We start from the raw sequence: 12,647 nt of genomic DNA, 5'->3' as shown, positions 1-12,647 counted from the left end.
TTCTTTTTTCTTATTCGCTTTTTATCACTTCCGCAGGATTTTGATTGGCAGCTCTCCAGATACGCCAGCCTGTGCAAAGGACAAGCAGAAATGCTACGGCAAGCCAAATAACGGGATAAAGCCACCAACTGATAGTTGTTTGTAAAACATAATTCTCTATCCAGGATTTCATGACGGTGTATCCTATAGGGAAAATGATGCAGGAGGCAATGCATAAGGATAGCAAGTATTTGCGGAAAAACGAACGGGCGATGACCGGAATGGAAGCTCCGTTTATTTTGCGTATGGCTATCTCTTTTCTGTGTTGTTCGCAATCTAATGTGACTTGTGAGAAAACTCCGAACAGGGAAATCAAGATACAGATAACTGTGACAAAATCGAGCATTCGAAGTAAAATACTTTCCGATTCCCAGAGTTTTTCGTATTCTTTTTCCGTACTGAAGATGTATGAAAAATGAATATTCGGGTTCATTTTATTCATTAGTTGTTCGATTTGCTTTTTACATTTTTCCCATTCTCCCTGATATTTGAAATGGATACTGCCTCCAGCCCCTTCTTCGCTAAAATCCAGAAGTGCCGGTTTTACCGGAACAGTTGGACCCACGATATGGAAGTTCTTTACAATTCCGGCGATTACGAATGGCCGGTTTTTCCACTTCATCGTTTTGCCGACAGGGTTATCGACTCTCATCTCCTTGGCTGCTGTTTCGTTTATCAGGATATGGTCGGTCGATTTATCTTCAGGCAATTCCCCTTTAAGCAGTTGGAAACCGTAGAAATGGAAAAAGCTTTGATTGAACCGGAAAATTTCAAAAGAGATATTTTCTACGGATTCCGGTTTCTCGTCCCATTCATTGAGTGTGTACATCGATTTGCCATATTGCGGGTAAAGCATATTAAAGTAGCCGGGCAAGATTTCTGTGACAAAAGGAAGTTTGCTTAATTCGTCTTTAAACCCATCGATGGACGGGTAAGAAGTGAAGGTCGCATGATTAGCCCGTTCGAAACCAACATTTGTTGTTCTCAGGTAATGGATTTGTTTGATTAATACACTGGAACAGAATATGAAACCGATACTGATAATGAGTTGGACTGTCAGGCTTATTTTAAGGAAAATATTTTTACTATTCCGTGTCTGTCCTCCTTTTATAACAGCATTTACAGACTGCTTGCTGAAAGAATGAATGAGCAGGCAGGAAAAAGCAAACGATAAAAGGATTACAAGTAAGAAATAGATGAATGTTTCGATGTAAATGCCGAAAGTATTGGTGGTCACTCCTGAAATCTCTTTAAAATAGGGAAGGGACAACTCTATAAAAATCATTCCGCACAAAAAAGCGAGCAATAATGTAAGCAAATATTCGGCGGAAAAGAGAGACAACAAACCGGTATTGGAAGAGCCGCATACTTTACGTAAACCAATTTCTTTCCCTCTTATGCGGATGCGGTTGACAAATAGTGTCAGGTAATTGAATAAAGCACACAATATGACTAATCCTCCGGCAACAGCAAAAAGCAGGATATGCTCGAATTGCACGGTTGCTTTTATCATCGGGTTCTCATAATGCATGGTTGTAAGCGGCGTTAGGATAATAGGAGGTAATTCGTAGTCTCCCGATTTGATTTTAGAGTCATGCAGTTTCTTTTTGAGTTCTTTTATATCCGTACCTTTCTTTACTTTGATATAAGTTTGCCAACTGGAAAAATTCCATTCCGGGGCACTATTGTTTGCATCTAATATTTCGAACGGCATATTGGAGTGTTTGCTCCATCCTTGTACAATTGCGCAAATTTTCATTTTTGTACCATATATTTCAATCTCTTCCCCCAGTGGGTCTTTCGAGCCGAAAAGCTTTTGTGCCAGTTTATCGCTGATAGCGATATTGTCACTCTTTTCAATCATAAAACTCGGCTCTCCGGCTAATACCCGGATATCGAACATTTTCATTGAAGCAGAATCCACACTCATTTGAAAGCTCTGGAAATCCGCTCCTTTGTAGTTTAATCTGCTGGAGTGAGCTTGTGTATTGCAAGCATCCTCTATCTCCGGATATGTATTTTTCAAATATCCGGCTAAAGGATAGGGGGTGATGGAAGAGATACCGGAATCGTCCATCTTCGATTCGTGCCGGACTAAATAGATTTGTCCGGCATCTTTATGGAACGTATCGTATGTCAATTCGTATCGTATCCATAACGTGGAAAGAGCAAAGCACGCGAAGCCGATGGCCATTCCGATAATACTGATGACCGATTGTAGTCTGTATTTCTTTAAATTGCGAAACGCTATTTTCAAATAATGTCGTATCATGATAATTCCTTTTTTTATTCTGATTTAATCGCTTTTGCCGGATTGATATAGGCCGCTTTGCGTGTTTGCCAGATTAATGTCAGGAGCGAAATACTGCCTGTGACAAACAGCGCAATAGCAAATATCCACCAGGAAACAGTCGTTTTATGGGCAAATCCTTCCAGGTATTTATGAATACTCAGCCAGGAAATGGGAGCTGCGAGAATAAAAGCTATCGCTAATAACTTATAATATTTCTGAAGCAACATTTGCATAATGACGGATACGGAAGCTCCGTTTATCTTGCGGATGGCAATTTCACGGAACCGTTGTTGTATATCGAATAAAGATAAACTAAATAAACCTAATGATGAAATTAAGATGGCTATTATAGCGAATATGGAATAAACTGCCGTTATCTTTTTGTCTTCTTTATAAAGTTGCCTGATCTCATCTTCTATAAAGGTATAGGAAAACTCACCGCCAACTATTTCATCATGTACTTGTTTTAAATATTGGATACATTCCTTGCGTTTGCCGGGTGTACAACGTATAAGCACTTTTGAATTCATATCGCCATCTTTTGAATAAGTTAAAATGACAGGAGGAGTTGCTTGCGCCATGTGTCCGACTTGGAAATCCTTTATTACCCCTATTATCTCGTGAGGAGGGTTGTAATTTACGTCATTCATGATTCGTAAAGGCCTTTCCGTATATAATAAGTCCGTTTCTATATTGGTGATACCTAATAGCTTTTTGGCTGTTTCATTGATAATAACCTTGTGTTGCATGTCATCGTCGATAGAAGCGTCCCATTTGCGTCCTTCAACGAGTTGAAGTTGGAATAGGTCGAAATATTGTTCGTTGCTATACATGTAAAGGTAAGCCGGCTGTAACTCTCCTCCCTCTTTTTTGAAACGGATATCTGTTTCTCCGAATTGGTACGGACTGTTACCATATACCCACTGTAGGATTAATGGGGATTCATTTAATTTCTGGTTAATCGTTTCGGTTTGTTTGAATTTTTCTAATAATTTCTTTACATAAACACTTTCTTCATCATCGTGTGAAGTGTTATCCTGAATAAATTTTACTTGAAGGATATCTTTCGTTTGGTATCCGGGGTCTGTGTCGAGCATAAACTTGAGTTGTTTGACAAAGAATACCGATAAAATAATTAATGTTATCGAGATGATGTATTGTACTACTAAAAATGTATTGCGGGATAAAATGGAATAGCCTCCTGAATTTACGGAACGTAAAGAGGTAATCGGTTTATCGTAGCTGAATTTGATATATGGATACAGCGAAGTGGCTAACGGAAAAAGAAATAACAGGCAAGCTGAAAAAGTCACATCGAACACGATTCCCGCACGTTGGGATAAACCTAAAAAGGATTCGACCGCACCGCTCGTCAATTCCACAAATACCCAGCCGATAAAAACGGCAAGAGCACTCAAAAGGAAATTTTCTATATAGAGTTGGGAGAAAAGTTGCTTCCTGTTTGCTCCAAAAACCTTTTTCATTCCAAACTCACGTCCCCGCTTCAATGTCAGGACTGTATAGATATTGATGAAATTGAATAATCCGACCAGTAGGATTAGTAATGTTACAATGAAAAGAACCTGGATATTGTTGTAATTTCCGGGGGTATATAAGTCCCAATGTTTGATTTGCGTGTTGAAATATAAATCCTTAAGAGGGAAGAATTGGTAGCGGATTTCACCTTGCCAACTCCACATGTACATAAAATCCCCCACCCGTTTGTTCGTTTCCGAAAGGTCGGCTTCCTGGCGGAATAAAGCGATACTCTGTGGTGAATGGAGCCAATATTTTTGGGCTTGAACAGAAACTAACACATCAAAATTGAAGGAACTTTGGGTAGCGGGCCTTCCAATGATACCTTCTATAGTCACTTGCTTTCCAAAAGAGAGTGTGATTTTTTCCCCGATAGGATTTCTTTTCCCGAATAGTTTATAGGCATATTCCTGAGTAATGGCTGCACTTTCCGGATTATTGAACAAATTCTTTTTGTTTCCGACAAGCAAGGGATAGTCGAATAGCTTCAAGAACGAGGTATCGACAGCGAAAAATGTGGCTGTATACTTTTTATTATTGTAAGTGATTTCATCATTCGAATGAGGAATGAATGTGGTAGAAGCTTCTACTGCCCGGTCGAGCAACGGGTCTTTGAATGTCGCTTCGTTGTTGATATTATCGCTACCTTCAAAGGATATTTTCGAGTCACCTTTCCTTTGTAAGGTCGTGATATAGAGACGGTCCAGCTTCTGGATAAAATGGTCGGTCGTGATTTCCTGCCAGATATAACGGGATAAAATCACCACACATGCCAAGCTTAATGCTAATCCTAATATATTGATAATGGCATACAATCTGAAATGGCTCAGCGAACGGAGAGCGAGTAGTATTACTTTCATGTCTATTTTTATTTATTCTGTTTTAATCGCTTCTGCCGGATTAGTCCGGGCTATCCGCGTGATTTGCCAAATAACGGTGAAGGCGATAATTGCCGCCATCAAAAGGAATAATAGAAGGAAAGGAATTATCCCGATTGTAATCCGAAGCGGATAATTCTGTATCCAAGTATGGGTAATGATAATAAGCAACGGGAAAGCAATCGCAGCAGACAGAAGTAGCTGTATGATGTTTTTCCTGCTTAAGATATAGAGAATGGCGCCTTGTGTCGCTCCATTTATTTTCCGGATTGCGATTTCCTTCTTCCGTTGTTCCGTACTCAACCTGATAGAGGCATAGATGCCCAATAGGGAAATAAGGATGCAGATGACGGAGAATAAAGAGGTCATCTTGTATAAATACTGTTCGCGTTCGATATAAAAACTGCTGCTTTCTTTTAAGTTGTTCACGTAAACTTTCGTTGCCTGGTTCACATACTTGTGTAATTCGGCTTCCATCTCTTTCCGGAATGTTTTCCGGTATTCGGGACGTACTTTTACGACGCATTCCATATTCATATAGTTCTCCTCGTAAGGCAAGTAAATGCAAGGTATAACGGTTTGATACCCCCACCTGTTCGGGCTATTGATGATATCGGGCATAATGCCTACGACTTCGTAGTAGGTCATTGTTTCCGATTGCCCCCTTTGTTTGATACCAATTTGCATACCGATAGGGTCGTTCTTGAGCTGTTGTGCCAACTTCCGGTTGATAACCGCTTTATCCTTTTCGTCGGAAGTGAAAAAACGTCCTCGTTCCATTCCTCGTTTGAGTATGTTCAGGTAGTTCGCGTCTGTGTATAGAAATCCCATCAGCTGGCTTTCTTCACTTTCTGTTATCCCTTCCCAGGTGAAGTATCCTTTGCCGAGTTGCCAGGCCCCAAGCAGGCTCATTCCATTGAGGGAAATTGATTCTATTCGGGGATTTTCCTTCAGTTTGTGCAATATTTCGGGCCGGGCGGCTTCCAGTTTATCTCCGTTGAGGGAGACTGTATACAGACATGTTTTGTCATTTTCGTCCAATCCGGCGGTTAGCTCTGTTTCAATCAGTTTGCTTTGTTGCAGCAGAAACCAGGAACTGCCTAAAAACAGGAAACAGATGATGATTTGTATGCAGATAAGGACTTCCCGTACGATGCCTTTCTTCCGGATAACCGGAGCTTTATACAAGCTTTGTATGATGGATAACCGGTTCAGCCGATGAGTGACAATCCAGCATAGTAATGCAATGCCGACTATTCCACCTGCCAGATATTGCAACATCAGGACGAGCATATACTGCTTGTCGAAATGAAAGTTGTGCGCAAAATCATTGATAACGGGGGTGAATAATTCCAGAAAGATGATGCAGAAGAAGCCGGCAATTAAAAAGGTGATACAAGCTTCCGTGAAGAACAGGATAAAGAAAGAACTTTTCCCGCACCCGTTTACTTTCCGGATACCACATTCTTTGCTTCGGTTCAGCATCTGTCCGAAGATGAATATGACATAGTTGAATAAAGCCGTCAACAATACCAGCAATCCGATGATAAGGAACAGAAGCGGCATACTGAGGCTTTGCCCGTTGGTGGAAGAGGTGTTGGATTTTAGCAAAGACTTCAGTTGTATATACATTGTGGCATTCTGATTGCTTGACAGTGGGTTCGGAAGCGGGAAATCGGCCAGAGAGCGGTTCAGTTTGTCGAGGTCCGCTCCTTTCCTTAATTTGAAGTAGTTGTTGGAGATTTCCTTCCATAACTCTCTTATGAACGAATTGGAGGTGTTGAGTATGATACCGCTATATTGTTCGAGATGACTCTGCGTGGGGAAATCTTCCATCACGCCGCGTACGGTGAACACTTCACGGGTGTTATGGAAGTCGTTTACATCCGTGAATGTTCTGCCGACTGCATCTACAGTCCCGAACAGTTTTAAGGCAGCTTTCCGGCTAATCACCACCGCGTCGGGCAGGTTCGAAAGTTCATCCGGATTGCCCGACAGCAAGGATAGCCGGAAGAAGTCGAGAAAATGGTTATCGGTATATAGAAATACTTCTTTGAAATAATTCATTTTTCCTCCATCCGCCGGCACTTCACATAATTTTTCGTTGTAAGGACGGACATCAATCGTGGAAGTTCCGTCCTCTATATCCGTAAATTTGTCGGATAAAAGGGTATAGAGGCCGGGCAAGCGGCAGACGGTGAATCCCTGCCCCTCCTTCTCGTATGCACGGTAAATCCGGTCCACCTCCCGAATATTCTTATCGTAATCTAATTCGAAACGGAACAAATAAGAACAAAAAGCGAAGCAGGCAAAACCAATCGACAGACCGATTATGCTAATAGCTGATTGGAACTTATAGCGTAATAAGTTTCTGTAAGCAATTGTCAGATAATGCTTGAACATATAGTTTCCTCTTGTCTGTTATTTTAATATCAGTTCTTCCGCATCCCCAAAGGTAGTGTATCCTGTGACAATGACCTTGTCGCCGGGTTGCAATCCCCCTGTGATTTCATATTGCTGCGGATTTTGCCGTCCGATGTTGATAGGCACTTTATGGGCCTTGGTCCCGGACTCGTTCAGTTTGTAAATCCATTGTCCGCCGGTGGTCTGGAAGAAATCGCCACGCGGGATGACAAGTGCTTCTTCCGGTTGCCCCAGTTCGATTTGTACGCGGAAACTTTTTCCGATACGGATATTCTCCGGTTTTTCGTCCGAGAAGACGAGGTCGATGTCGAAACTGCGGTCTTTCACTTCGGGAACTACTTTGGTGATACGCAGCGGATACTTTTTGCTCTGCCATGTGATAGTGGCGGGCAATCCCGTCGTAATCCGGTCGATATAATATTCGCTTATCGAAGTGTGTATCTTGAACTGGTCGAGCACTTTGATTTCGCCAATCGTTTCCGTGTTCTGCACCTGCTGGCCGGGCGTTACTTTCACGAAGCTGAGTTGTCCGGAAATCGGAGCGCGTACAATCAGGTTTTCCATCCGTTCCTCTGCCCGTTCGAACTTCTTGCGTTCCCGTTCGAGGTCGTTTTTCATCAACTCCCGGCGGAGTATCGTGGCGGCACTGTCGTGGCGCAATCCTTCCAGTTGCAGGGCGGTGCTGCGTGTCTTGTATTCGAATTCGTCGCGTTGTACTTCCAGTTGGGCTTTGCTTTTTACCCCCATGTGATATTCTTCCTCATCGAGTGAGTAGCTTTTTTTCAGGCGGTTCAGTTCATAAGTCGTTTGCAAGGTCTGCTGTTGCAGGTCGATGCTCTTCTGTTCCATCTCGATTTCTTTTTCTTTATAAGTGATAAGCTGCTTTTCCCATTCGTCACGTTGGTCCTCGATGTCGCGCATCAGATTGGGGTTTAAAAGGGTCAGGACGGTGTCACCTTTACGGAGCATGGTTCCCTCTTCGGCAATAATCCGGTCTACGCTGCCGGCTTCGCTGGCATTGACTCGGATGGTCAGGATGGGCTGTACCACACCTTCCACATCCACATATTCCAGGAACTTGTCGCTGGAGGCTTCACCGATAATCAGATTTTCGGCATCCGTACGGAGCCTCCGTCCGCCCGAAGCTACAATTCCGACGTAGATTAGTAGGGCAACAAAAGCTACCGCGCTTATGATATGCCAGCGGTAACGGTAATAAACGGGCTTCTTTTTTATCGGTTTGTCCATTGTCTGTAATTTTTAATAGATATGATTTCCATTTGTTTCTCCTGTCCGGTGGAGTAGCGGCTCTGTACCTTTGCCGAGTGCCATCGTAGTGGCACTACGGTGTCATGCCGTTGGCACTCTTGTGCCATGCCTGTGGCACTGCTGTGCCACCGCAGTGGCATTGCCTCGTCACAACGGGCGAATTGGCAGAAAGCAGGGGAGACAGAACGACTGTCCGCCGGGCGGTTTATTTTAATAATAACGAATAATCTTCGATGATTGGAATCTTTTTTTCGAAATCGTAGCCGGTCAGGCTGCGGAGTCCGTAATAGAGATTCCAATAATTATATAAGGCCGTGATATACGAACGGCGCGAATTATCTTTTTCGGCAATAGCCGCATTCAAATCCAGTATCGTCGATTTCCCGAGAAGATAAAGCCTGCGGGCCACATCGTTGCGGCGTTGGGCCGTCTGGTCTGTCTTATAGGCGATGGCCACTTTGTCCGCTTGCAGGTTGAACTGCTTGACCAACTTGGCTACATTCAGTTCGAAGTCCGTCCGGCTCTGTTCCAGTTCGGTGTAGACTTTATCGCGGTTGCTTTTGGCTACTTTTACGTTTCCCTTGCCTACGCCCCAGTCCAGTATCGGAATACGGATGCCGAGCGAAACCAATTGCTGGTCCATCGGGTGACGATAAGCGTTTTTGAATGCCTCGTTGCTTTGGGTCAGTCCGAACTGCGCATATAGGTTTGCCCTGAAGCCCCGGTTGGCTTTCGCCTGCGCTACTTGTCTTTCGCTTTCGAGCCGCCTGTATTCGAAGCTGCTGATATCCGGGTTGTTCTGGAAAGCGAACTGGAGTGCTTCGTTTACGTCGACCGGGAAACGGGGCACATTATCTTCCGGAATAACGGTTAGCTCAATGTCCTCGGATATTCCGAGGTAGCTACGGAGGGACTGTATGCAGTCGTCCACCTCGATGCGGGCGTTGAGGCAGTTGGTCTGTTCCGTCAACATGTTGAGCTCCAGCTGAAGCATTTCGTTTTCCGTGATTGTACCTATATTATAACGCCCCTGCGCGTATCGGTAGAGCGTATCGGCATTGGCATAGTTGTAATTGGCGATTTCCAAAGAGGCTTGTGCGTTGGCCAGGTTGAAGAAACGCGAAGTGGTGTAGGCCGCCACCAGCTCAAGTGTTTCGATATAGCTTTTCCGGGCTTCGTCGTATCTGACCGGCGCCATCCGGCGTTCCCATTTGAAACTGTTGATGCCGAACAGGTCCTGTTGGTAGCCGATGACGATAGGAGTACTTTTATAGGAAGAAACATTATCGGTAAACATATCCATCCGGTTCAGTCCGGTGGTCAGCATCAGCTGGCCGCCTGTCAGGGCCACGTTCTGGCGGATTTCCAGGCCGGCATCGACCGACAGCTGGTTGCGGTGTACAAACTTATCGCTACCGTCCGACAAGGTGACGGATTGTATGGAACGGTTCAATACTGGGTCGGAAGTCAGCGTCAGGCTGGGAAGATAATTCGCCCGGAATGTCCGCCAGTTCCAGTAGGAAGCGCGGAATGAATGGCGGGCGGCGATGGCTTCGGGCGATTGTTGCCGCGCCATCTCGATTGCCTCACTCAGGGTAAGGGATAGTTTCTTTTGCCCCCAGAGTTGAAGCGGGAGCAGCAGAAGTATAAATATGGTAAGTCTGTGTTTCATGCTTTTATAGAAACAAATAACATGCCATAAATATAAAGACTTGATTTATAATGTTTAAACCTTTATCCCTTCGGGTGGACAGCGTGCAGATGCGCACAAAAAACGTTCGTTTGCGCACGCACATCCTATTGTATTAATCTTTATCTTTACCCCAAATTATCACCGGAAATGAAACAGGGAAAGATTTTAATTATAGACGACAACGAAGATGTTCTTTTCGCACTGAACCTGCTGTTGGAACCTTATGTGGAACAGATTAAGGTGACGACGCAGCCGGAACGTATCGTTTATTTCATGGAAACGTATGTGCCGGACGTAATCCTGCTGGATATGAACTTTAAGCGCGATGCTATCAGCGGGCAGGAAGGTTTCTTCTGGCTTGAAAAGATAAAGAAGGCCGACCCGAATGTGGTGGTCCTCTTTATTACCGCGTATGCCGATACGGAGAAGGCTGTCCGTGCGATTAAGGCGGGAGCGACGGACTTCATACCCAAACCTTGGGAGAAGGAAAAGCTGCTGGCCACCTTGTCAGCCGCCCTCGAACTGCGGTCGAGCCGAACCGAAGTACAAGCCTTGAAGCAACAAGTGGAGGCCTTGGGTGCTCCCGAAGATACCGGTTTCGAAATCATCGGCGAGAGTGATGCCATGCAGGAACTGTTCGATACGATAGAGAAACTTCGGAATACGGATGCCAATATTCTGATATTAGGGGAGAACGGGACGGGGAAAGACCTCGTGGCACGCGCCCTTTACCATCATTCGCCGCGTGCCGGGCAGGTGTTTGTCGGTATCGACTTGGGGAGTATACCGGAACAGCTTTTCGAAAGCGAATTGTTCGGATACGAAAAAGGTGCGTTTACCGATGCCCGCAAGGACAAGCCGGGACGTATGGAAGTGGCTTCCGGGGGAACTTTGTTCCTGGATGAGATAGGAAACCTGAGCCTTCCCATGCAGGCGAAGTTGTTGACGGCAATCGAGAAAAGGCAGATTGTACGCTTGGGAGCTACTCGCATCATTCCGATAGATGTCCGGCTGATTTCGGCTACCAATATGAATATTCACACGATGGTGCAGGAGGGGAGCTTCCGGCAGGATTTGCTTTACCGTATCAATACGATAGAGTTGCATATTCCGCCTTTGCGCGAGAGGGGAAATGATATTTTACTGTTGGCTGAATATTTCCTGAACCGTTATTCCCGGAAATATAAGAAGACGTCGGCAGGCCTTTCGCGCGATGCCCGGACGAAATTGCTGAATTATTCCTGGCCCGGAAACGTGCGGGAGTTGCAACATGCTATCGAACGTGCCGTCATCCTTTCGGACGGTTCGATGCTGAAACCGGAAAACTTTATGCTTCAGCCCGCGCCTGCCGGTAAGAAGGCCGAAGCGGAAGAATTGAACCTGAGTGTCTTGGAAAAAGAAGCTATCGAGCGTGCTCTACGCCGTGCCGACGGGAATATCACCCGTGCAGCCGAGCTGTTGGGCATAACCCGCTTTGCCCTGTATCGTAAACTGGAAAAGCTGGGCTTATGAAACGTTTTGCTATATTCTTGAAAATCATCTGTTTGTTGCTGCTTTCGCTGGCAATTGCTTTTCTACTGCTGAAGGAATTGTATTTTACCGCAATTCTGAGTTTCCTGTTGTTGCTGGGGGTCGCTTTCTCGCTTTATATGGATCAGAGAAAGATGATACGCCGGATGGAGTATTTGATATCCAACATTCATTATGGGGATATGAGCCTCTCTTTTCCTGTCCCTTCATCGAACGGCTCGGAGGCCAAGCTGACCCGTTCGATGAACGAGGCTTTGACAGCTTTCCGTTCCCGCCTTTATAACGCGGTTGTGGCTGAGGCGGAAACGGAAGCGTGGCAGAAATTGATACGGGTACTGACCCATGAAATCATGAATTCGATAGCTCCCATCATTTCTTTGTCGGAAACTGTTACGGAGCGTGCCGCTTCGAATGGGATGAATGAAAAGGATTATGCCGTGATGCTACAAGCTATGCAAACTATTCATCGTCGCAGTAAGGGATTATTGGGGTTTGTCGAGAATTACCGGAAGTTGACGCGTATTCCGGCTCCTTCCCAGAAACTTTTCCCTGTCTCCGTCTTGTTTGACGACCTCAGGCGTTTGTATCCTCCGGGAGATGTCGCATTTTCATATTCTATCCGTCCGTCCGAACTACGTCTGTATGCTGACCGGACTTTGATAGAACAAGTATTGATAAATTTATTGAAGAATGCCGCCGAAGCCTGTAGAGAACGTCCTTTCCCTCGCGTGATTACTTCTGCTTTCATTCGCGAAGGTATGCCGGTGATAACGGTTGCCGATAATGGTTGCGGTATTGTGGCGGAAGCGATGGATAAAGTCTTTGTGCCTTTTTTCACGACCAAGCAGGGCGGTTCGGGAATAGGATTGAGCGTTTGTCGCCAGATAATGAACCGGCATGGCGGAAGTATCACGGTGGTCTCGGACGAGGAAAAGGGTACTATCTTTACCCTGCAATTTCCCCAGGCGCGTATTTTATGAGAGAG

Annotated in this window: 7 protein-coding genes; 2 read left to right on the top strand and 5 right to left on the bottom strand. The window is 45.0% G+C overall.

The window, feature by feature from the left end:
* Nucleotides 1–10: 10 nt before the first annotated feature.
* The 5 genes from DW103_RS13455 to DW103_RS13435 form a co-directional block, all read right to left on the bottom strand.
* Entirely contained in the window at nucleotides 11–2,311 is a 2,301-nt protein-coding gene (locus tag DW103_RS13455) for an ABC transporter permease (RefSeq protein ID WP_122277000.1), read from the bottom strand.
* A gap of 14 nt (nucleotides 2,312–2,325) precedes the next feature.
* On the bottom strand, nucleotides 2,326–4,728 hold the full coding sequence (locus DW103_RS13450) for an ABC transporter permease (RefSeq protein WP_122276998.1): 2,403 nt from the start codon (nucleotides 4,726–4,728) through the stop codon (nucleotides 2,326–2,328).
* A 12-nt stretch (nucleotides 4,729–4,740) separates the two neighbouring features.
* Complete coding sequence (locus DW103_RS13445; protein ID WP_122276996.1) at nucleotides 4,741–7,149, bottom strand: ABC transporter permease; 2,409 nt, start codon at nucleotides 7,147–7,149, stop codon at nucleotides 4,741–4,743.
* Between the two features lie 18 nt (nucleotides 7,150–7,167).
* A complete protein-coding gene (locus DW103_RS13440) occupies nucleotides 7,168–8,418 on the bottom strand; it encodes an efflux RND transporter periplasmic adaptor subunit (RefSeq protein ID WP_122276994.1) in 1,251 nt (416 codons plus the stop codon).
* Between the two features lie 226 nt (nucleotides 8,419–8,644).
* A complete protein-coding gene (locus tag DW103_RS13435) occupies nucleotides 8,645–10,111 on the bottom strand; it encodes a TolC family protein (protein WP_122276992.1) in 1,467 nt (488 codons plus the stop codon).
* Between the two features lie 168 nt (nucleotides 10,112–10,279).
* On the opposite strand from DW103_RS13435, the gene DW103_RS13430 reads away from it, so the two are divergent.
* Entirely contained in the window at nucleotides 10,280–11,644 is a 1,365-nt protein-coding gene (locus DW103_RS13430) for a sigma-54 dependent transcriptional regulator (protein WP_122276990.1), read from the top strand.
* Nucleotides 11,641–12,642, top strand: a complete 1,002-nt coding sequence (locus DW103_RS13425) for a PAS domain-containing sensor histidine kinase (RefSeq protein WP_122276988.1) — start codon at nucleotides 11,641–11,643, stop codon at nucleotides 12,640–12,642. Before DW103_RS13430 ends, DW103_RS13425 begins: the two co-directional genes overlap by 4 nt.
* Nucleotides 12,643–12,647: the final 5 nt, after the last annotated feature.

Source organism: Parabacteroides sp. AM08-6, assembly GCF_003473295.1.
In the GTDB taxonomy this organism is placed as follows: Bacteria; Bacteroidota; Bacteroidia; order Bacteroidales; family Tannerellaceae; genus Parabacteroides.
Note: the sequence above shows the minus strand (reverse complement) of the source record. Positions and strands in the feature narration are given on the sequence as shown.

What these genes read in the sequence shown, in the direction of transcription:
- DW103_RS13455 (WP_122277000.1), bottom strand. Translation starts at nt 2,311, where the DNA reads ATGATACGACATTATTTGAAAATAGCGTTTCGCAATTTAAAGAAATAC.
- DW103_RS13450 (WP_122276998.1), bottom strand. Translation starts at nt 4,728, where the DNA reads ATGAAAGTAATACTACTCGCTCTCCGTTCGCTGAGCCATTTCAGATTG.
- DW103_RS13445 (WP_122276996.1), bottom strand. Translation starts at nt 7,149, where the DNA reads ATGTTCAAGCATTATCTGACAATTGCTTACAGAAACTTATTACGCTAT.
- DW103_RS13440 (WP_122276994.1), bottom strand. Translation starts at nt 8,418, where the DNA reads ATGGACAAACCGATAAAAAAGAAGCCCGTTTATTACCGTTACCGCTGG.
- DW103_RS13435 (WP_122276992.1), bottom strand. Translation starts at nt 10,111, where the DNA reads ATGAAACACAGACTTACCATATTTATACTTCTGCTGCTCCCGCTTCAA.
- DW103_RS13430 (WP_122276990.1), top strand. Translation starts at nt 10,280, where the DNA reads ATGAAACAGGGAAAGATTTTAATTATAGACGACAACGAAGATGTTCTT.
- DW103_RS13425 (WP_122276988.1), top strand. Translation starts at nt 11,641, where the DNA reads ATGAAACGTTTTGCTATATTCTTGAAAATCATCTGTTTGTTGCTGCTT.